Origin of the sequence: Nocardia carnea (assembly GCF_029868325.1) — a bacterium.
GTDB lineage: Bacteria > Actinomycetota > Actinomycetes > Mycobacteriales > Mycobacteriaceae > Nocardia > Nocardia carnea_C.
Genome location: NZ_JARWNW010000318.1, coordinates 1 through 21,057, shown reverse-complemented (window position 1 = coordinate 21,057; position 21,057 = coordinate 1). Strand labels below are relative to the sequence as shown.

18 protein-coding genes are annotated in these 21,057 nt (G+C 68.9%); 10 read left to right on the top strand and 8 right to left on the bottom strand.

Features of this window, described 5'->3' with window-relative positions:
- Positions 1-60 precede the first annotated feature (60 nt).
- From QH196_RS32030 to QH196_RS32020, 3 genes are all read left to right on the top strand, one after another.
- Entirely contained in the window at positions 61-243 is a 183-nt protein-coding gene (locus tag QH196_RS32030; protein WP_280419589.1) for a YbdD/YjiX family protein, read from the top strand.
- Positions 244-329: 86 nt separating this feature from the next.
- A complete protein-coding gene (locus QH196_RS32025) occupies positions 330-2,006 on the top strand; it encodes an Ada metal-binding domain-containing protein (RefSeq protein WP_280419588.1) in 1,677 nt (558 codons plus the stop codon).
- Positions 2,006-2,539 (top strand): methylated-DNA--[protein]-cysteine S-methyltransferase, encoded by a 534-nt coding sequence (locus tag QH196_RS32020; RefSeq protein ID WP_280419587.1) that lies wholly within the window; start codon positions 2,006-2,008, stop codon positions 2,537-2,539. The genes QH196_RS32025 and QH196_RS32020 overlap by 1 nt, the downstream gene beginning before the upstream one ends.
- A 270-nt stretch (positions 2,540-2,809) precedes the next feature.
- Here QH196_RS32020 and QH196_RS32015 read toward each other — a convergent pair whose 3' ends face one another.
- Complete coding sequence (locus QH196_RS32015) at positions 2,810-6,367, bottom strand: AAA family ATPase (RefSeq protein WP_280419586.1); 3,558 nt, start codon at positions 6,365-6,367, stop codon at positions 2,810-2,812.
- Positions 6,364-7,560, bottom strand: coding sequence for an exonuclease SbcCD subunit D (locus QH196_RS32010; protein ID WP_280419585.1), 1,197 nt, complete (start codon positions 7,558-7,560; stop codon positions 6,364-6,366). The genes QH196_RS32015 and QH196_RS32010 overlap by 4 nt, the downstream gene beginning before the upstream one ends.
- Before the next feature lie 291 nt (positions 7,561-7,851).
- Here QH196_RS32010 and QH196_RS32005 point away from each other — a divergent pair, with 291 nt between their 5' ends.
- Positions 7,852-8,853 carry a DUF6542 domain-containing protein gene (locus QH196_RS32005; protein WP_280419584.1) on the top strand — a complete coding sequence of 334 codons (1,002 nt, stop codon included), beginning with the start codon at positions 7,852-7,854 and terminating at the stop codon, positions 8,851-8,853.
- Between the two features lie 282 nt (positions 8,854-9,135).
- Here the strand turns inward: QH196_RS32005 and QH196_RS32000 are convergent, their stop codons facing one another.
- Together QH196_RS32000 and QH196_RS31995 are read right to left on the bottom strand one after the other, a co-directional pair.
- A complete protein-coding gene (locus QH196_RS32000; RefSeq protein ID WP_280419583.1) occupies positions 9,136-9,351 on the bottom strand; it encodes a hypothetical protein in 216 nt (71 codons plus the stop codon).
- Positions 9,352-9,416: 65 nt separating this feature from the next.
- Positions 9,417-10,424: a 4-hydroxy-3-methylbut-2-enyl diphosphate reductase gene (locus QH196_RS31995; RefSeq protein ID WP_280419582.1), complete on the bottom strand. Its 1,008-nt coding sequence runs from the start codon at positions 10,422-10,424 to the stop codon at positions 9,417-9,419.
- Positions 10,425-10,672: 248 nt separating this feature from the next.
- Here QH196_RS31995 and QH196_RS31990 point away from each other — a divergent pair, with 248 nt between their 5' ends.
- From QH196_RS31990 to QH196_RS31980, 3 genes are read left to right on the top strand one after another with little or no spacing between them, the layout of a single operon-like run.
- A complete protein-coding gene (locus tag QH196_RS31990; RefSeq protein ID WP_280419581.1) occupies positions 10,673-11,446 on the top strand; it encodes a lipid droplet-associated protein in 774 nt (257 codons plus the stop codon).
- 14 nt (positions 11,447-11,460) lie between these two features.
- Positions 11,461-12,816, top strand: coding sequence for an exodeoxyribonuclease VII large subunit (gene xseA / locus QH196_RS31985; protein ID WP_280419618.1), 1,356 nt, complete (start codon positions 11,461-11,463; stop codon positions 12,814-12,816).
- Positions 12,813-13,052, top strand: a complete 240-nt coding sequence (locus QH196_RS31980; protein WP_432279590.1) for an exodeoxyribonuclease VII small subunit — start codon at positions 12,813-12,815, stop codon at positions 13,050-13,052. The genes xseA and QH196_RS31980 overlap by 4 nt, the downstream gene beginning before the upstream one ends.
- 3 nt (positions 13,053-13,055) lie before the next feature.
- Here the strand turns inward: QH196_RS31980 and QH196_RS31975 are convergent, their stop codons facing one another.
- On the bottom strand, positions 13,056-13,625 hold the full coding sequence (locus QH196_RS31975) for a DUF4245 domain-containing protein (RefSeq protein ID WP_280419579.1): 570 nt from the start codon (positions 13,623-13,625) through the stop codon (positions 13,056-13,058).
- A gap of 132 nt (positions 13,626-13,757) precedes the next feature.
- Between QH196_RS31975 and glpX the strand changes: the two genes are divergently transcribed.
- The 3 genes from glpX to QH196_RS31960 all read left to right on the top strand — a co-directional run bounded on the left by glpX (position 13,758) and on the right by QH196_RS31960 (position 16,736).
- The gene (gene glpX, locus QH196_RS31970) at positions 13,758-14,801 is read left to right on the top strand and encodes a class II fructose-bisphosphatase (RefSeq protein WP_280419578.1); all 1,044 of its coding nucleotides are present in this window, start codon (positions 13,758-13,760) and stop codon (positions 14,799-14,801) included.
- 228 nt (positions 14,802-15,029) lie between these two features.
- A complete protein-coding gene (locus QH196_RS31965; RefSeq protein ID WP_280419577.1) occupies positions 15,030-15,656 on the top strand; it encodes an LGFP repeat-containing protein in 627 nt (208 codons plus the stop codon).
- 222 nt (positions 15,657-15,878) lie between these two features.
- Positions 15,879-16,736, top strand: coding sequence for an acyl-ACP desaturase (locus QH196_RS31960; protein ID WP_280419576.1), 858 nt, complete (start codon positions 15,879-15,881; stop codon positions 16,734-16,736).
- A 253-nt stretch (positions 16,737-16,989) separates the two neighbouring features.
- Here the strand turns inward: QH196_RS31960 and QH196_RS31955 are convergent, their stop codons facing one another.
- The 3 genes from QH196_RS31955 to QH196_RS31945 all read right to left on the bottom strand — a co-directional run bounded on the left by QH196_RS31955 (position 16,990) and on the right by QH196_RS31945 (position 20,473).
- Complete coding sequence (locus QH196_RS31955; RefSeq protein ID WP_280419575.1) at positions 16,990-18,390, bottom strand: class II fumarate hydratase; 1,401 nt, start codon at positions 18,388-18,390, stop codon at positions 16,990-16,992.
- Between the two features lie 231 nt (positions 18,391-18,621).
- The gene (locus tag QH196_RS31950) at positions 18,622-19,491 is read right to left on the bottom strand and encodes a hypothetical protein (RefSeq protein WP_280419574.1); all 870 of its coding nucleotides are present in this window, start codon (positions 19,489-19,491) and stop codon (positions 18,622-18,624) included.
- 115 nt (positions 19,492-19,606) lie between these two features.
- On the bottom strand, positions 19,607-20,473 hold the full coding sequence (locus QH196_RS31945) for a hypothetical protein (protein WP_280419573.1): 867 nt from the start codon (positions 20,471-20,473) through the stop codon (positions 19,607-19,609).
- Positions 20,474-21,057 lie beyond the last annotated feature (584 nt).

Genomic DNA, 21,057 nt, shown 5'->3' with positions numbered 1-21,057 from the left:
CCCCCCCCCCCCCCCCCCCCCCCCCCCCCCCCGCGGGGGGGGGGGGGGGGCCCCGCCGCGGTGGTCCGGGCGGTTCGGACGGTCGGCTGGTATCTGGACTCCGTCGTCGGCGGACAGGACTACCAGCGATACGTCGCCCATATGCGCCGGGTCCACCCGGGCAAGCCGATCGCCGACAAGAGCGCGTACTGGCGTGAACGGTATGCCGACGCAGAACGGAACCCCGGCGCCCGCTGCTGCTGACCGGAAAGCGGCTCCGCGGTACCTCGGGCGACTCTCCCGCTGTGATGTCTGTTTTCCGCTAGCCACCACCCGCGCGACCTGACATCGTGAACCGGGTGAGCATCACTGTCCTGGATTTCGAGCGCTGCTACCGCGCCGTCACCGCGCGCGACTCCCGGTTCGACGGGCAGTTCTACACCGCCGTCCGCACCACCGGGATCTACTGCCGCCCGTCCTGCCCGGCGATCACCCCCAAACCCGCCAATGTGACCTTCCTACCGACCGCGGCCGCCGCGCAGCAGGCCGGTTACCGGGCGTGCCGGCGTTGCCTGCCCGATGCCGCTCCGGGGTCGCCACTGTGGAACACCCGGGCAGATCTCGCCGCCCGGGCCATGCGACTCATCGGCGACGGAGTGGTGGAACGTGGCGGGGTTTCGGCGCTGGCCGCGACCCTCGGCTATTCGCAGCGCCAGCTCACCCGGGTCCTCACCAGCGAACTCGGCGCCGGGCCACTCGCGCTGGCCCGGGCCCACCGGGCGCATACGGCGCGGCTGCTCATCCAGACCACGGATATGCCGATGTCCGATATCGCCTTCGCCGCGGGTTTCGCGAGCATCCGCCAATTCAACGACACCGTGCGCGAGGTGTTCGCGGTGAGCCCCAGCACTATGCGTGTGGAGGCACAGCGTCGGAGTCGCGCCGAATCATCGCGGCGGAGTCGCACGGACACGCAGCGGCGGAGTCGCACGGATACCCAGCGGCGGAGTCGCACGGACACGCAGCAGCCGGGCCGCGCCGAAGCGCAGCGGCAGAACGGCGAGGAGGGGGCGTGGGCGAACGACCCGGCGACCCCCATCGCCTGCGGCACACTCACCCTGCGCCTGCCCTACCGCGAACCACTCGACCGGGACTGGCTCGAATGGTTCCTGTCGGCCCATTCGACCCCCGGGCTGGAACTGTGGCAGACCGGTCCGGCCGGCGAAGGCACCTACCTGCGCAACCTCCGCACACCGCACGGTTACGCGGGGATACGACTCAGTGTGCTGCCGGGCCATGTCCGCGCGGAACTGGCGTTGCGCGATATGCGCGATCTCGCGCCCACAGTGGCCCGGATCCGGCATCTACTGGATCTGGACGCCGATCCGGTCGCCATCGATGAAGCACTTCTGCACGCCGGGCAGCTGACCGGCGGAGGCGCGCCGTTCACCCGGGGCATCCGGGTACCCGGCTGCGCGGACCCCGCGGAGTTGTTGTTACGCACCATGATCGGGCAGCAGATCTCGGTGGCGGCCGCGAACACCCATACCGCCCGCCTGGTCGCCGCGCTCGGCGAACCCACCGACGGGCCCATACCGCGGCTCTTCCCCACCCCCGCCGCGATCGCCGAGAACGGCGCGGATGTACTGGCCGGCCCCGCCCAGCGCATCCGGTCGATCACGGCCGCCGCGGCCGCACTGGCGAGCGGCGAGCTGGTCCTGCACCAGGGCCGGACGGCCGCCGAGCTGCGCCGCGATCTGCTGGCACTCCCGGGTGTCGGCCCGTGGACCGCCGACTACGTGACCATGCGGTTGCTCGCCGATCCCGACATCCTGCTCACCACCGATCTCGTGGTCCGCCGCGGCGCCACCCGGCACGGGATCGACCTGTCCGACACCACGCGCTGGTCGCCCTGGCGCTCCTACCTGTCCATGCAACTGTGGCGATCCGAACTGCGTGCCCGCGCCGCGACCGGCGCCGCTGCCGCGCAAACCGCCGATTCCGAAGCGAAAGTGAGTATCTCGTGATGTCCGCTCCCACTGTCTTCCCCACTCGCACCGGCACAGCCGATTTCGCAACCGTCGACACCCCACTCGGCCCGTTCACCACCATCGTCGCGACAGACGGTGCGGTGCTGGCGGCCGGCTGGACCGCGGCACCGGAGGACCTGCGTACTCTCGTCCACCCCACACTGCGGCCGGAAGATCTACGCGCCCGCACCGAACTCGGCTCGGTGACCGCGGCAGTCACCGCCTATCACCACGGCGACCTCACCGCCATCGACACCGTCCCGGTACGGCAGCGGTCCGGCGAATTCCTCGCCCACGCCTGGGAGGTGCTGCGCACGGTGCCCGCCGGAAACCCGATCTCCTACACAGCTTTCGCCGCCCGCGCCGGCCGTCCGGCCGCCACCCGTGCCGCGGCCGGCGCCTGCGCCCGCAATGCCGCCGCACTCTTCGTACCGTGCCACCGGATCCTGCGCACCGACGGAACCCTCGGCGGGTTCCGGTGGGGTCTGCCGGCCAAACGCTGGCTGCTCGACCACGAGTCCGTCAACTGACAACGCAACACGCTTCGATTTTCGGCACGCTGTCTGCCGGTCGCCGAACGGAAGCGCCGCACCGCGTCCGGTCGCGAAATTTCGTAGCCGAGGTCGCGGTCTTCGACAACCCGCGGCTATCGAGATCGCTGCCTCGACCGGGGAAGACGGGCCCGGTCGAGGCGCACGGCGGTTCTTTCGGAAATACCGGCCTCTCGAAGGACCATCCGAGCAACCGAGGGCGGTCCACCGAATTGCGCGCACAACACGGTTGTCTGGGTCCGTGGCCGATCAGACGACGGTGGTCTGCACCCGGGAACCATCGGCTCCGCGGATCACGTGCAGGCGGCTGGGAATGCGCTGGCGCATCTCGTCGACATGGCTCACCAGGCCCACCACCCGGCCGCCGTCACGCAACTCGTCGAGCACGCCCATCACCGCGTCCAGAGTATCGGCGTCCAGGCTGCCGAAACCTTCGTCGATGAACAGGGTGTCCAGGATGATCCCGCCCGCCTCCGCGGCAACGGTATCGGCCAGACCCAGCGCCAACGACAGCGAAGCCATGAATGTCTCGCCGCCGGACAGTGTCCGGGCGGGACGGACAGCACCGGTGTAGTCGTCGTGGATGTCCAGTCCCAGGCCACCGCGCCGGCCGTGCGTACCGGCACGGTCGGTATGCACGAATTCGAACCGCCCACCCGACATACGGCGCAACCGGGCCGACCCCGCCACCGCCACCTCTTCCAACCGGGCCGCGAGTACATAGGACCGCAGCGACATCCGGCGGTTGTTCTCGCCCCGGCCGGCGACCACCTCGGCCAGCTCCGCCAATTCCCGGTGCGCCCGCTGGGCCGGGGTGATGAGATCCACGGCCGCCCACAACTGTCCGCACAGCGTTTCCAGCCGGGTCACCCGCTGCACGGCGGCCCCGTGTACGGCCACCGCCTCGTCCAGCGCTTGCCGCGCCTTGTGTACCGCCTCCGCGAGTCCGTCCTGATCACGGGGCTCGGTCGCAGCCGCCGCCCGGATCTCCGGCTCGTCGACCACGGCCTGCGCGGCCGCCCGCAGCTCCGCTGCGGCGGAAAGGGTCGCACGAAGGGTTTCCTGCCGTTCCCGGGTTCGGGTCGCGGCGGCGACCAAAGGCGCGTACCAGCGCAACGCGGCCAGCAGTGCCGCAGGTGTAACAACCGCTGCGGACCTCTCCGCCGCCGCTGGGACACCGGCCGCAGCCGGTTCGTAGTCGGTACCGGCCGCACCGGACCTGCTCGTCGACGACTCGGCCGGTCCAGCGAAACCGGACCCGCCCGGTACATCGGCTGCTTCCGGGACTTCGGCTTCGCCCGATACGGAGGCCGGCGCCGAGCCGCCGGCGGCGCGCACCTGTGCCCCCCGGTCATCCGAGGCAATACCCGGACGGTCCGCGTTCTCGACCGCGTTCGCAGGAGAATCGAGTCCTGCTGCGGCCGCGAGCTTTTCGAGGCGCGCCACATAACCTGCAACTCTTTCCCATGCGGCCCGTGCGGCCGCCAGGGTTTCGCGCCGGTCCCCGGCGGCGGCGATCAGCGCGTACAGACGTTCGCGGCGGCGGCCGATCATCATGTCGCGACCGGCCGCTGTGCGCAGCCTGCGCTCGATTTCGGTGAGCCGGCTCTGTCCGGACCGGATCTGCTCGGTCACCGCACCGGCCTGTGTTTCGGTCTCGCGGAGGGCGTCGTGCAGCCGGTTCTCCTCCGCACGCAGGCGCGTGATCTCGGCGGCGCATTCATCGGCCGTGGCGGCCAGTTCTTCCGCATCACCGCAGCGGTCGGTCGCCCGGTTCAAGGCGGCGGCGAGTTCCCCGGGATCGGTATCCCCGCCGCGGGCGATGAATGCTTCGATCTCGCGTTCCACCTCGGCCATCGCGCTCTGGGCGCGCTCCGAGGTGAGGTGAGCGGCCTGTTCGGCCGCCACGGCCGCCGCTTCGTCCTCTTCGGAGACCGACAGCGTTCCGGGACGCGCGGGCTGTGGATGGTCGGCCGATCCGCAGACGGCGCAGGCCTGGCCGTCGACGAGGTGCCCGGCCAGTTCCGCCGCCATCCCGGTCAGACGCTGCGCACGCAGGTCCAGCACCCGCTCGCGGGCTTCCAGATGTGCCGCCCGCGCCGCGTCCGAATCGACACGCGCCCGATCGAGCCTGGTTCGCGCCCCGGCCAGTTCGACCGCGGCAGTGGCCGCCTGCTGCAACCGCAGATGTTCGGACCGCAGCCCGGGCAGCGCCGCCTTCGCGTCGTCCGCCTCCCGCGCCCGGGCCTGGGCGGCCGCGAGGATCTCCGGCAGCTGTGCCCGGCGGGCGGTGAGTTCGGCGGCCCGGTCACGCAGCCGCGTATCGGATTCGTGTAGTTCGCCGAGTTCGTTCCGCAGCTTCTCGGCGTCCGCGGCGGCGGACCGGATTTCCTCGAGTTTGCCCAGGTGTGCGCTCCACCCACGGATCGCGGTATCCAGCGTGAGGTCCTCGTCCGGGGTCTCTGCAGCAGAGCTGGTCGCGCTGCCCCCGGGGGTATCACCTCCCGCACCCGGTCCCGTCGCCGCTTCGGCTTCGGCTTCGGCTTCGGCTTCGGGCAGCGCCGATACCCCCGGCGTCGACTCCGGATCCAGGGGAAAAAGAGAGAAATCGTCGCCGTCTTCGTGGCGACTCGGCTCTATCCCGCTCGGGGGTGCGTCGGCCCCAGGGACCCCCGGCGCGGATTCGTCCGGTCGGCGCCCAGCGGACCGATCGATATGCGCCCCGGGCCGCACCAGGTGAATACCCGGAACATCCAGGCTTTCGGGTTCCTCGGCAAGCCGCGCCAATCGCCGAGCCGCCTCGTCGGCTTCGACATCGCGACCCCGCGCGGATTCTGCCGCCTCCTCGGCCTCTGCCAGCGCGGCAGCCACCGGCTCGGCACGCCCGGCCCGTTCCAGTTCGGCCCGGTCGGCTTCGCGCTGCCGGGCACCGGCCGCGTAGTCGTCGAGTTGCTGCCGGGCGAGCGTGAAACGCCGGCGCCGTTCGACCGCCCGCCGTTCGCTTTCGGCCTGTTCGTCGGCGTCCGCCGATTCCTCTCGTCGCAGCGCCAATTCGCGTTGCGCCCTCTCCAGGTCGCCGCGGGCGGTGGTCAGCAGATCCTGCGACCATTCGACCGCGTCGAGGATATCGATTCGTTCGGTGCGGTCGATACCGGCGGTCACCGCGACCCGGGTGATCAGATCCTCGACATTGCGCTGCTGCGCCCCGATCTGTTCACCGGAATTCTTGCGCTGCGCGGCCAGCCACTGTTCGGCCGTGCCGAACCGGCCGGTATCGAACAACTTCTCCAGCAGCCGTTCCCGGTCCTCGTTCTCGGCGCGCAGGAAGCGGGCGAAATCCCCCTGCGGTAGCAGGACGACCTGGAAGAACTGGTCGGCGCTCATACCCAGCAGCCGGATGATCTCGTCGCCGATCTCGTTGATCCGCGACAGATTCGTACCGCGACCGTCCAGCCAGGCAAGAGTGGCCTTGGCGTTCTCCACCCGGGTTCCGCTGCCGCGCAGTTTGGGCCGTTCGAATTCCGGGCTGCGGATGATCCGGACCCGGCGCCCGCCCAGGGTCGCCTCGAGATTCACCTCCGGCCGGATATGTGCGGGCGCGTGATCGGAGTGCAGGCGTTTGTCCCCGCGGGCGCCCGGGACCCGGCCGTAGAGCGCGTAGGCGATGGCATCGAGGATCGTGGTCTTTCCCGCTCCGGTGCGGCCGTGTAGCAGGAACAGCCCGTCCGCGCCGAGTTCGTCGAAATCGATCGTCGTGGTATCGGCGAACGGGCCGAACGCCGTCATCTCCAGCCGGTGCAATCTCATGCCGTGAGTTCCGTTCCGGCGGCCGCCGGTTCCGTGGTGGCGCTCCCGCCGGATTCGGGTTCGCGTACCGCGGCGGCCATCGCCCGGGCCAGCCACTGCATCTCGGTTTCGCTGGGTTCGCCGCGGACATCACCGAGAAAGGTTCGGGCGATATCCGTATCGTCGCGGCCGCGCACCCGCTCCCGGTATTTGAGTGCCGTGCTCGCCTGTGGCCGCTCCCATTCCACATGCACCGCGTGCGGAAAACGCTCCCGTAGTTTCCGCATGGCGTCCACGGGCCGCGCGTAATCGGTGAGGGTTACCGAGACGTAGTGCTGTTCGGCCGGCTCCCAGGCGGAATCGGCGAGCAGTTCCTCCAAGGTTCCGGTGAGTTTGCTCAGACCGCGCACCTGCGGCAGTTCGTGTTCCCGCACCAGGGCGGGGCCCGCGGCGTCGAGATCGACCAGCCACACCTTCTTCCGATGCGAGCTCTCACCGAACGAGTACGGCAGCGGCGATCCCGAATAGCGCACCGACTCGGCCAGTGTCTGCGGGGAATGCAGGTGCCCCAGGGCCACATAGTCGGCGGCGAGTTCGGTGAAAAGCTGCAGCGGTACCGTCTCCACTCCGCCCACCGAGATCGAACGTTCCGAACCACCGGCCGTCCCGCCGACCACGAAGGCGTGCGCCAGCAGTACCGCCCGGACTCCCGGGCGCTCCGCGATATCGGCGCGGATACGGGTCAGCACCGCCGCCAGCACCTCGGCGTGGGAGCGGGCCTGCGGCACCCCGAGCTCGGCCCGGCATATCTCCGGCTCCAGATAGGGGATCCCGTAGAACGCGACCTCACCGTGCGAATCGGACAGCAGGACCGGCCGGTGCGAATCGGCCACGGTGGTGCGCAGATACAGTCCACCGGCCGCGGCGAAACTGGCGCCGGCCCCGAGCCGGGTGGGGGAATCGTGGTTGCCCGAGGTGGCGACTATCCGTGCCCCGGCAGCACGAATCGCCTCGAAACCCCTGTTGCACACCGCGATAGCGTCGGCACTGGGGATCGACCGATCGTAGACGTCGCCCGGCAGCACAACGGTGTCCACCCCCTCTGCGGCGACGAGCCCGGCTATCGCCTCCAGGACCCGCTCCTGGTCGGCCAGCAGGTCCACGCCGTGGAAGGTGCGCCCGATATGCCAGTCCGACGTATGCAGGATTCGCATGACCGCGAACTTAGGGCAACCCACCGACACCTTTCAATGCGAATCCGTTTCCCGGTGCCGCCACACCGGCAACACGCCGACGTCGTTCTCCGCCCGCCGATCCGGCCACAGCGCGCGCCGGCGGCGATGTCCCGATCCGGACCGTGTCTCGAATGAGCCATCGTGGCGGGCACCACCTATGGGACTGGACAGTCATGAATACGCCCGCCGAGCACGGTTTCCGCACAATCGTGGCGCCGGACCCGCCGTGCCGTAACGCGGCCGACCCATCCGGGCGATAGTGTTCATTACGTGGCTGCTTCCCAACGAGTGAATTCCCGGGTGCCCGCGCCGCAACGTTCGTTACTGCCGACGGTGCCGGGCGTACCGGCTTATGCCGCGGTGCTCATCGCGGCGGCGTGCACATTCGTGGGCTTCCTCATCGATGCCCTCGGCGATGTCCCGGACCTCACCGGCACCTTCAGCGCCTTCTATATCGTCGGCTGTCTGGCGGCCGTGGCGGTCGTGCGGTTCCGCGGCTTGTTCACCACGATGGTGTTACCGCCGCTACTGCTGTTCATCGCCGTCCCTATCGCCTATCGCCAGCTCACCGGAAGCAGTACCTCCTCGCTCAAGGACATCCTGCTGAATCTGGCCATCCCGCTCGTTCACCGCTTCCCGCCGATGATGCTGGCCACCGTGCTGGTGTTGCTGGTGGCCGCGATCCGGATCGCGCAGTACCGGTCGGAGAAATCGGCCCGGGAATCCGTCGAGGCACGGCGCGGCACCAGCTGGGGTGGGCGCGAACGGCGCACGAGCCGCGCGGAGCCGCGGAGCCGCACGCAAGACCGGCCGCGCCGCGATACCGCGAAACGCCCCGCGCGTGGACAGTCCAAACGTCCGGTGGCAGGCGAGGGAAAACCGGCACGCGGGAGTAAACCGACTCGCGCCGAAACTCTGGCCGCACGGTCGAAGACGAGCACGAAGGCCAAAGCCAAATCCCGGCCGAAACGCCCGGAGAACCCCGAGCCGGATTACACCCGCGAATCCGCCCCCGAACCCCCGCGGCGCGGTCGCGGCCGGCCGGCGGCCGAACAACCGGCGCGAGCGGCCGCACCGCGCGCCCGGGAGGCCCAGCCGCGGGGCCGGGAGGTGCGTCCGCACCGTCCGCCGCGCACCGGCGCCCCGATGCCGGAAGAACCGGCCCGAGCGCGCCCCCGGCGCGGTGGCGGCGAACCACCGCGCCAACCGCAGGTCACCCGGTTCCGCGATCGGGAGCCCATCCCGGAGCGCCGGCGCCCGGAACGGATGTGAACGGGCCGGGTGAACAGCCCGGCACCCACTATCGGCTGCTGAACCACAGCCGTCACCTCAGCGCTGCCCCATGGCAGGCGACACGGCGTACCGGCCTCGGCGAACCCGCAGCTGCCGCAGCGCCCGGCCCGTTGCTGTGCGGGTCCCAGCAGAGGCATCGCACCACGCGCACCCAACACCCATCTCGACACCGGTCGGGCCACCGATGCAGCTTCGGTCGCGGGCGCTTCGGGGCCCGATCACTTGCTGGATGCCACACTTCCGCGTTCCACGCGTAGCTGCTTACACACCGTTCAACCGCACACCGGAACACTGATCGATACCGGGCTGCGCCCCGGCGAGGCAGAACTCCGGATCCTCGTGGCCGCCGTCCGGCAGCCTCAGCGGAGTGCCCCGGATACGTGCTCCTCCGGGGCCTTCGTGCCGCAGCCACATATCGGCGTAATCGTTGCGGCTACCGGATCCGGCGTAATCGAAACCACCGATCCTGCCGCCCATCGGCAGGCAGGCGCCGATGGGGGCGAACCTGCCCGGCCCGATGACCGGACGGCGAGTGCGGTGGGTCAGCGCCGGGCGGCGCGCAACTCTCGCGGCAGCGCGAAGACGAGGGTCTCGTTGGCGGTGGTCACCGGCTGCACTTCACCGAAGCCGTGTTCGGCCAGCATGTCCAGCACCCCGCGCACGAGGATCTCCGGGACGGAGGCTCCGGAGGTGATTCCGACCGTCTGCACGCCTTCCAGCCAGGCCGGATCGACCTCGCGCGCGTAATCCACCAGATGTGACGCCTTCGCACCGGCGCCCAGCGCCACTTCCACCAGGCGTACCGAGTTCGACGAGTTCCGGGATCCGACAACGATCACCAGATCGCATTCCGGTGCCATCGCCTTCACCGCGACCTGCCGGTTCTGGGTGGCGTAGCAGATATCGTCACTGGGCGGATCCTGCAGCGCCGGGAACTTCTCGCGCAGGCGGGACACGGTTTCCATGGTCTCGTCCACGCTGAGCGTGGTCTGCGACAGCCAGATCACCTTGGATTCGTCGCGCACCCGCACCCCGGCGACAGCGTCGGGTCCGTCCACCAGTTGCACGTGGTCGGGTGCCTCGCCGGCGGTACCTTCCACTTCTTCGTGGCCTTCGTGGCCGATCAGCAGGATGTCGTAGTCGTCGCGGGCGAATCGTTTGGCTTCCTGATGGACCTTGGTCACCAGGGGGCAGGTCGCGTCGATGGTGCGCAGGTTGCGTTCGGCGGCGGTGGTGTGGACGGCCGGGGAGACGCCGTGGGCGGAGAACACGACGAGTTCGCCCTCGGGCACCTCGTCGGTGGTGTCGACGAAGATCACGCCCCGTTCGCGCAGGGTTTCCACCACATGGCGGTTGTGCACGATCTCCTTGCGGACGTAGATGGGCGCGCCGTGTTTCTCCAGGGCTTTCTCCACGGTCTCCACCGCGCGGTCCACGCCCGCGCAGTAGCCGCGCGGTTCGGCGAGCAGCACTCGTTTCCCCTCGGCGGCGACGGTGGCGGCGCCTGCCGAGCGAGTGATTCCGACATTCAACGGTATGGCCGAGGACATGCCGACAGGATACGTGCGCACCCGAGCCCCTGCTGCGTCCGTGCGCAGTGGCACACCTGCCCCGCTGCCGCCGCGCCCGCGGGTGGCGATCGCACGGCCCTGACCTGCGGTGGGAGATACGCCACGGCAGCCGGTACGGTGGCCGGGCGGGCCGCGGACCGATTCGTCCGGCGCCGGCGGCGTCCCGCGCCTGGCCGAGTGTGCACACCCTCTTTTGCGGAGCATGCGATATCGGGCAGGCTAGTACCATGTTTCGACCACCGTTCCTGGCCCGTGTCGCCGCCGGAGCCGCCGTCTATGTCCTGGAGGAGACGCGACGGCTGCCTTCCGCGGCGGTCAAGTTCCCCGTCACCGCGGTGAGCCAGCTGCTGCAAGCGGGTATGCACGCCCAGCAGTTCGTCACCAGTCTCGCGATCAAAGGCGATTCGGTGTTCGACCGGATCGTCAACCGTCCGGAGGAGCAGCCGGAATGGGCCACCTTCGACGAGGACGACGAGTTGCCGGTCCGCCGGCGCAGTGCGGCCGCGCCGGCGCGTGACAGCGGGTTCGACCGGTTCGATTCCGATCCGGCGGAGGTGGAACTGGCGCTGCAGGAGACTCTGGCCGGGCTGCGTGCGATGCAGAACGGGAGCGCGGTACCCGAGGCCACCACCTTCGAGACCGAAGAGTGGGAGAAGCGAGTCGCGACGGAGCCCGCCCCGGAAACCGGCACCTCTGTCCCGGAACCCGGGACTGCGCCTGCTCCGGAGGCGACGAGTGCCGCGGCGCCGGAAGCAGGCGATACCGCCCGAGCCGAGGCGAAGAACGACTCGGAGCCCGCGGATAACGCCGAGCCCGAACTTCCGGAGGTCGGCGCCCGCTACGACTACCCGAACATGACTCTCGCCCAGCTGCGCGGCCGCCTGCGCACCCTGACCGTCGCGGACCTGGTCGCGTTGCTGGACTACGAGCAGCGCACCCGGGACCGCGCGGCATTCGTCACCATGCTGACCAACCGGATCGCCACCGTGCGAGCCCAGTGACGGGAGCCGATTCGGTGTCCGCGGCCGGCCGGGCCGGTTCCGGCCGGTCCGGGCCGCCGCCCGCCCCCGCCAATTCCGCCGAACAGCCGTGGCCGGTGCGTTCGGTGTCGATGAAGGTCGCCCAGTGGATCGACCGGCTCGGCAGTATCTGGGTCGAGGGACAGCTGACCCAGATCAATCTGCGGCCCGGTACCCGCACCGCGTTTCTCGTCCTGCGCGACCCCGCCGCCGATATGTCGCTGTCGGTCACCTGCGATCCGGCGCTACTGCGCGACGCCCCCGTCCCGCTGCAGGAGGGCAGCCGGGTGGTGGTGTACGGCAAACTGTCGTTCTTCACCGGTCGCGGCACCCTGTCGCTGCGGGTCACCGAGATCCGCCCGGTGGGGGTCGGTGAACTGCTGGCCCGGATCGAACGGCTCAAGGCGCTGCTGGCCGCGGAAGGGTTGTTCGACGAGCGCATCAAACGACCTCTCCCGTTCCTGCCCGCGACGGTCGGTCTGATCACCGGCCGCGGTAGCGCGGCCGAACACGATGTGCTGACCGTGGCCCGCGGCCGCTGGCCCGCGGTGCGGTTCGAGGTACGCAATACCGCCGTCCAGGGGCCGGCCGCGGTATCGCAGATCCTCGACGCGCTCGCCGGCCTCGACCGTGATCCCGCGGTCGAGGTGATCGTGCTGGCGCGCGGCGGCGGCAGTGTCGAGGATCTGCTGCCCTTCTCCGACGAGACCCTGTGCCGCGCGATCGTCGCCGCGACCACGCCGATCGTCAGCGCGATCGGTCACGAACCCGATTCCCCGCTATCGGACCTCGTCGCCGATCTGCGTGCCGCCACCCCGACCGATGCCGCCAAACGCGTCGTCCCCGATGCCGCGGCCGAAACCGCGCTGGTCCGGGAGCTGCGTTCCCGTTCCGCCGCCGCCCTGCGCGGCTGGGTTCAGCGGGAGGCCGCCGCGCTGGCACAACTGCGTTCGCGCCCGGTTCTGGCCGATCCGCTGCGCGAACTCGGCCACCGCCACGACGAGGTCGAACGCCTGCGCGCCGCCGCCCGCCGCACGGTCACGGATCTGCTCCGCACCGAATCCACCACCGCCGGCCATCTGCGGCGCCAGCTGACCGCTGTCGGCCCGGCCGCGACCCTGGCCCGCGGCTACGCTGTCGTGCAGCGAGTGGCCGGCCCCGAACGCCATGTGGTGCGCAGTATCGAGGACGCGCCGGCGGGTAGTCAGCTACGCATCCGGGTCGGTGACGGCGCGATCTCCGCCGCGGGCCTGGGCACGATCCCGCTCGGCGAGGGTCGCGCCCCGACCCGGCGCGGCGCCGAGCCGCACGCGACCGATACCGCCGAACCGCACAACCCCGAGAGGACCTGACCGTGCCCGATACCAGCGCCACCGACGAGCTGGCCGAGATCGCCGGTTTCGGCTACGAACGCGCCCGTGACGAACTGGTCAATGTGGTGAAGATGCTGGAACAGGGCGGTATGGACCTCGACGATGCCCTGGCCCTGTGGGAACGGGGCGAGGCCCTGGCCAACCGCTGCGAGGAGCATCTGGCCGGCGCCCGCCGGCGGATCGAGCAGGCGCTCGCGGAGTCCGAACGGGAATAGCCGTTACCGGGACGGCAGCGGCTGCGCGGCCGTCACCGCCGCGGCCAGCGTCTCGAAGGCCGCGGTATCGCCGGCGCCCCGGATCAGTGCCCGGCTGTCCTCGAAATCGGCGACCCATGCAGGTTCGGCGTCCGGCTCGTCGTACACCACCCATTTCTGTCCGCCCGTTTCGTGGGTGCCGGTGGCGTATCGAGTGCCCACCACGTGATCCACCAGCACCTCTTCGGTGGCGTCGCTCTGGTTCAGTTCCATATAGGTACCTGCACCGGTGATGTAGCCGATCGTGCTCACCGTGCCGCCCCCGGCAGCCGGGATGGTGTCACGACTGCCCGAATTCGGTTTCCAGTTCTCCGGCAGCGCGGGTTCCCGCACCGGGAACCGGAGGTTCTGCGCATCGGAGCGCAGGGCCGCGGCGGCGTCGAAACTCGGGATCGTTCCCTGTGTCGGACCGTTCGCCGCGAAACTGCATTGGCTGGTGAGCCCGGCGAACACCACGGCGATCAGCACCAACGGGATCAGCGACCAGACGAGATCCCGGTAGTCGTTCATGATGCGTGGCTTCTTGTTCGGCACGCACCCAGTATCCACCGTGGTAGAGGCACCACCCCGCCCCGCCCCCGGTACTGCCGTACCAGCTGATCGTTTCCATGGAACGGGTCAATGCGACAATTACCCCGAAGTTCCGACGCCAAGGAGGCACCCGCTATGACGGCATCCGCGACCCCTTCGAGCCGCCGCGAGGCGCCAGACCGCAACCTCGCGCTCGAACTCGTCCGTGTCACCGAGGCCGGTGCGATGGCGGCGGGCCGCTGGGTGGGCCGCGGCGATAAGGAAGGCGGCGACGGGGCGGCCGTGGATGCGATGCGGCAGCTGGTCAGCTCGGTGTCGATGAGCGGTGTCGTGGTGATCGGTGAGGGCGAGAAGGACGAGGCGCCCATGCTCTACAACGGCGAGAACGTCGGCGACGGCACCGGCCCCGAGGTGGACTTCGCGGTCGACCCGATCGACGGCACCACCCTGATGTCGAAGGGTTCGCCGGGCGCCATCTCGGTACTCGCGGTGGCCGAACGCGGCGCCATGTTCGATCCGTCGGCCGTGTTCTATATGCACAAGATCGCTGTGGGCCCCGATGCGGCCGATGTGATCGATATCTCGGCGCCGATGGCCGCGAACATCCGCAAGGTCGCGAAGGCCAAGCGCGCGTCGGTGTCCGATATCACCGTCTGCATCCTGGATCGTCCCCGGCACGCCGATCTGATCCAGGAGGTCCGCGAGGCCGGCGCCCGGATCCGGCTGATCTCCGACGGAGATGTCGCGGGCGCGATCGCCGCGGCCCGCCCCGATTCCGGCACCGATATCCTCGTCGGCATCGGCGGCACACCCGAAGGCATCATCGCGGCCGCCGCCATGCGCTGTATGGGCGGCACGCTGCAGGGCAAACTCGCCCCCAAGGACGACGACGAACGCCAGAAGGCGATCGATGCCGGCCACGATCTGGATCGCGTCCTGGTCACCGAGGATCTGGTGTCCGGCGACAACGTCTTCTTCTGCGCCACCGGTGTCACCGACGGCGACCTGCTGCGCGGCGTCCGCTACTACGGTGGCGGTGCTTCCACCCAGTCGATCGTCATGCGGTCGAAATCGGGCACCGTCCGGATGGTCGACGCCTATCACCGGCTCACCAAGCTCCGCGAGTATTCCTCGGTCGATTTCCACGGCGACGAACACGCCAATCCGCCCCTGCCGTGACAGTGGGTGCCGGCGTGTGATTCGCGCGTCGGCACACCCCACCACAGCAAATATCGGGCATACGATCCTGCACCTGTCGATTACAGGTACGATCCCCGTGACCACAGAAGGTGGTGGCGCCACGGATCTCGCGCTGGGTAGCCGTCGCGTTGCCGCCTCAATGAGCCGGAGTGATGAGCCACGCGGCCGCGGCCGCGAATCACGCCGGCCTGTCGCGAGAGGATGGACATGCACCACTTCGCTCGACGTTCAGCAGGATTCACCATTGCGCTCGCGGCCGCGGGCCTGCTGGTTGCGGGCTGCGGCGACGACGACACCTCGGTGTCGGACACCGTCGGTTCGCTCACCTCGCAGGTGATGCCCGGCGAGAACACCGGTGAGGGCAACACCCCGCCCGGGTCGCCGGGCGCGGAGGGGTCGCCCACCGAAACCACCGGCGCCGAGGGCTCGCCCACCCCGGACCAGGATCCCAATGCCGATGCCGGCGAAACCACGGTGCAGACACCGGACGGCACCGAGGTCACGGTGTCCGGCAGCATCTATCAGAAGTACAACGAGGCGGGCGGCCCGGCCGGCACGCTCGGTATGCCCGAAGGCGAGGAGCAGGTCGCCGGTGACGGTGGCCGCTACCAGAACTTCGTCGGCGGCACCATCTTCTTCAGTGAGGACACCGGCGCCCACATCGTGTGGGGCGATATCCGGGAAGCGTGGGAAGCCAACGGTGGCGCCGAGGGCGAGCTCGGGTTCCCGACCTCGGACGAGCAGGACGCCCCGGAGGGCAAGATGAGCGAGTTCGAGGGCGGCACCATCACCTGGAACTCCTCCGACCGCTCCACCACCGTCACCCAGAATTGATTTCGGCGCAGGGGCGCTCGCCGCGGCGGGCGCCCCTTCTGCTGTCTGCGGAAAGCCGGCCGAAAACCGTTGCCGCGGCGCGCTCCGCACAGAATTCGCGATCACTTTTCGAGCGCTTCGGCAACCGTGCACGATCACCACCGGAACTGGACTTGTGACCGATAGTTCCCAACCCGACCCGGCGCTCACCCGATCTTCCCTCCGACCGGCTACCGTGTGTGCGTGCAGAATCTGTTGACCGACCGCGACCTGCTGGAATCCCTCGCGGTCGAGGTGGAACTGACCATACGGCGCCATACCGAAACCGCCGATGAATGGCAGCCGCACGACTACGTCCCGTGGGACGACGGACGCAACTTCGCCTTCCTCGGCGGCGAGAACTGGGACCCCGCCCAGTCCACACTGAGCGATACCGCACGCACGGCGCTGACCGTGAGTGTGCTCATCGCCGATAATCTGCCCTCCTACCACCGGGAGGTCGGCAAATATCTGCGAACCGGTGCGTGGTGGCGCTGGGTGGGCCGCTGGACCGCCGAGGAAGCCCGGCATTCCGTCCTGATCCGCAACTACCTGATGACCACCCGCGCCTGCGATCCGGTGGAACTGGAACGGTTGCGCATGGACCATATGACCACCGGTTTCCGCCGCGAACCGATGCATCTGCTCGATGTGCTGGCCGCCTGCGCGTTCGAGGAGAAGGCCTCCGCCATCCGGCACCGCAACACCGCGGCGCTCGGGGAGAACGAGCTGGTCACCGCCATCAGCGAGCGGATCGCGCAGGACGACGAAACCCAGTCGGAGGTTTTCGCCGATCTGCTGGCGGCCGGCTTCGAGCAGGCACCGGACCAGGCCATGCGCGCCGTCGCCGACCAGATCGCCGCGTTCCGGGTGCCGTCGCTCACCCTGCCCGGCGGCCGCAGCAGCGACGAGGTGCTGGCCGAGGCCGGAATCTATGATCCGGCGAAACAGGACGAGCTGGTCTTCGCCCCGCTGCTGCAGCGCTGGAACATCTTCGGCCGCACCGATCTCGGTGAAGCCGGCGAGGCGGCACGGGCCGAACTCGACCGCTTCCGCTCCTGACAGCTACCGGGGCCGGTCGTCCCCGGCCCCGGTACGCCCGGTGCGGTTCACGTTCCGGCAGGGCGTTCCGCCGCGGCAGGCCGTCGCCGCGCAGTCACCCGCGGTGCAATAGGCACAGGGGGTGCGGACCGGCACGGCCGGCACATCGCTGCACTGTGCCTGTTCCGCCGTCCACCGGCACCACCGTCGAAGTCCGGGCGGTGAGTCTCGGCTGCCGCCCGCAACTTCGCATCGACTTCGGCGAACGGCCGGTTCAGTCCTTGTCGATATTCGTCATGGACAGCACATCCAGGCGGCGGTCCAATTCTTCCTCACTGAGTTTTTCGCCGACCAATCCCCGATCGATCACCGTCTGCCGGATCGTCTTCTTCTCCCGCAGCGCCTGCTTTGCCACCGCGGCAGCCTCCTCGTATCCGATCGCCGAATTCAACGGCGTCACAATCGAAGGCGAGGATTCGGCCAACGTCCGCAGCCGGTCGGCATTCGCGGTGAGACCGTGGATACACCGATCGGCGAACAATCGGGACACCGCAGCCAGCAGGCGAATCGATTCCAGCACATTGCGCGCCATCACCGGAATGTAGACATTCAGTTCGAAATGCCCGCCCGCCCCGGCGAACGCCACCGCGGCATCGTTACCGACAACTTGCGCCGCCACCTGCGTAACTGCCTCGGGCAGAACGGGATTGATCTTGCCGGGCATGATGGAACTCCCCGGCTGCAGGTCCGGCAACTGCAGCTCTCCCAGCCCGGTCAGCGGTCCGGAACCCATCCAGCGGATATCGTTGGCGATCTTCGTCAGGCTCACCGCGACGGTGCGTAGCGCCCCGGAAACCTCCACCAGGCCGTCGCGCGCGGCCTGTGCCTCGAAATGATCCTCGGCTTCGCTCAACGCGTCGATCCCGGTGGTGCGCACCAGCTCCGCCACCACCTTCGTGCCGAAACCGGCGGGCGCGTTCAATCCGGTGCCGACCGCCGTACCGCCGATCGGCAACTCCCCCAGCCGCGGCAGCGTCGCCAACAGGCGTTCCATCCCCGCCGCGACCTGCCGCGTGTATCCTCCGAACTCCTGCCCCAGCGTCACCGGCACAGCGTCCATCAAATGTGTACGACCCGATTTCACCACCGTGCGCCACTCATCGGATTTGTCCATCAGCGCGAGGCGCAGATGCTCCAGCGCCGGCAGCAGATCCTTGATCACGGCCTCGGTGGCCGCCAGGTGGGTGGCGGTCGGGAAGGTGTCGTTCGACGACTGCGACATGTTCACGTGATCGTTCGGATGCACCGTGACCCCGTTGCCCGCCGCGATCGACGCGATCACCTCGTTGGCGTTCATATTCGAACTGGTCCCCGACCCGGTCTGGAACACATCGATCGGGAACTGATCGTCGTGCCGCCCTTCGGCGATCTCCGCCGCGGCCGCGATCACAGCGTCGGCCTTCTCCGCGTCGAGCAGCCCGAGATCCCGATTGACGACAGCGCAGGCCCCCTTCAGCAGGCCGAGCGCCCGGATCTGCGCCCGCTCCAGCCCACGCCCGCTGATCGGGAAATTCTCCACCGCCCGCTGCGTCTGCGCCCGCCACAGCGCATCCACCGGAACCCGGACCTCACCCATGGTGTCGTGCTCGATGCGATACTGCGTCTCCTCGCTCATAACCCGACCCTATGCGCGCACCGAACGAAGTCGGGTTGCCACGCGTGAGGTCTCGATCACCGGCGTCTATGCCGACAGTGCGCCACGATAGGCCGGGATAGATGATGAGGATCTCGGCGGCCTGGACGGAATCCTTGGCCGGCGGACCACAGCGGCTGCCGGATCGAGCGCACAATCGGATCGATCACACTGCCACCGGCGAATCGTGCCGCCTACTGGATCCGACTGCAACTACTGGAGTTGTTTTTGCGACGTGGATACGGGGATACCCGACAGTGCGGCTGCCGATGCGGCGATCTCCTCCATCGACCTGTCGTACATGCCGTCCATGAAGACCAGCGGCGAGAGGTAGGTCTTCTTGTTCACCTTCCCGAGCAGGACCTGCCAGCGCGGGAGTTGCCGCAGGTAGATCTGGTCGTCGTGGAGCATGAAGGCCAGCACCTGCCTGCGGTCGCGGGCTGTCGCCCGGAGGGGGACGATCCGGATCTCGCACATCGCTTCCCAGCCGATTCGCACGCCGTCCTTCGGCGAGTGCAGACCGTCGGCGTCGAGGATGGTGGGGTGCCCCGGAATCGACCAGGAGAGCAAATGGCCGAAGTACGCGATTATCGGAACGGCCGGAACCACGGCCGCCACAGCAATCGCAGGCGCCGAATACACCAGTCCGACAATGAGCGGTACGGCGACGAGCCCGAGAAAGGGCGGCGTCAGTCGCAGAACGCCACGAGTCGGCACCCTGATCTCCAACCGCCCCGGCGTAGCAGGCACGACGGGCACCCGAGGCGCCCCGTTGCTGACATTCAACAGGCGGATCAGCGCGACCTTGCGGCGAGCCTCGACAACCCAGCAGACGAGCCAGAAGGCGATCACTACGAACCCGGCAGCCGGCATCGGCAGGATGTCCAGCACCACGAACAGCCCCAGCAGCAGTCCCACTCCCAAGCCGATGAGGACATAGACCAGAAAGCTCCGGACCTGCGAGCGGCCGAGCTTCTGCTCCGCATACGCCCGCCCGATCCGGTCGGTTTCGGGATCGCCGGCAGGCTCTCCCCGCAGTAATGCCTTCCGGACGGAAGGGTCCAGATCGCGCCAGGTATTCATATTTTCCCTCGTTCAGGCGGCCTAAAATCTCGGCCGATCCGTACAAGGTACGCACTCCCCCCAGATCTGAAAAGCCCCTTTGTCTCACTCACCCACAGGTCGGCGGACACGCCGGTCAGGCGAGCAGTTCCTCCGCCTCGACAACTTCCAAAGCCCTCCGCAGCCACTTCTGCAGCTGGTCGAGGTCATCGCAGGAGGTGATGGTTTCCCGGACCTGCTCGGACACAGCTATTCCACGGGCATCGAGGACGGTCAGGATCGAGTTCGCCTCACCCTTCGCCTCCCCCTCGGCGATGTACTTGCGGGCGAAGTCGCTGGTGAAGTTGTAATCACGCAGACCGGTGGACATAAAAGCCTCCCAAGCAGGACGAACAGCACGCGGCAGCATCGTCAGGATGAAGTCATGGTATCGCAGGGCCGGGTCCGCCCCCAGAGCTCGGAAACTCACGGCCAGGGCCATCCAGATCCGGGTGTGATCGGGGTGGTGCGGGTGCGCGACGGCAGACAATACGGCCAGCTCCGGCAGTTCCGTCGCCACCTGCGGGTCGGTGACCACAGGTACCGTCGACGGGTCCAGGACCAGGGGCGTCACAGTGGTGGGCGGATTACCGAAGCCGATTTCGAGTGGTTTGGCAGCCCACTTCGCGGTCCGCCGGTCCGGGCAGACGACCAGAAGCAGGACAGGACATTTCATCCGTGCCCGCAGGGATGTCGTGTACACCGGCCACGCCCATGGTTTATCCGGATCCGGCCGTAGCTGCACTTCGACCACGACTGCCAGCACCGCGTCACCGCCCCGCCGAAACGCCAGTACCGCATCGGCGTAGTACTCGGTGGGTGCAACGACAGCGGCGCGCTCGGAGCGGGGTTCCACCGTCTCATAGTCGGGTAGCTCGTAGCCGAGCGCGGACAACAGCGAAGCGACCAATTGTGGCCGCGCCGTGAACATATCGATCACCACTTCATGCGGGGTCGAAGGCATAGCACAGACCGTAGCGAGCGTCACCGACAGCTCCTGAACGACAGGGGTTTCCGGTACATGCGCCGGCAGTGCCACATAGGCGCGCGTGATGGGCGACGGTGCGTCAGCGCCGCCCATACGGAGGTGGCCACTGTGGATAGTGTTGCGACGGAATAGGGCCGTTCGCCGGCGGACGATGCGGAGGGGGCACCGGATCGGGCTGCCTGGCCGCCGGTCCGTAGCTCGGCGGGCCGCCGGCCTGGTGATCGGACGGCCAGTTGTCACCCGCGGCCGGGGCGCGCCACCGCGACGGATCCGGGACAGCTGGGGCCGGCTGCATCGTTTCGACGGCCGGGAGCGCGGCAGCAGCCCGCCTGTAGGCTTCGATGATGTTCGCCGCCAAGGCGTCGGGTCCCGTGGCGAAAGCGTACACATCGATGGTCAGACTGTGCAGGTGCCCGGAGGGATCCAACCCGATTCCGATACCCCGGACATCGGCTGTGGCGATGGCCGTCGAGCCCCCCCCCCGGCGGGGCGGGGGTTTGGAACGGGGAGAACGAAAGACGGGGCCGCCACGCGCGCCACGGTGATCACCGGTGCTATGG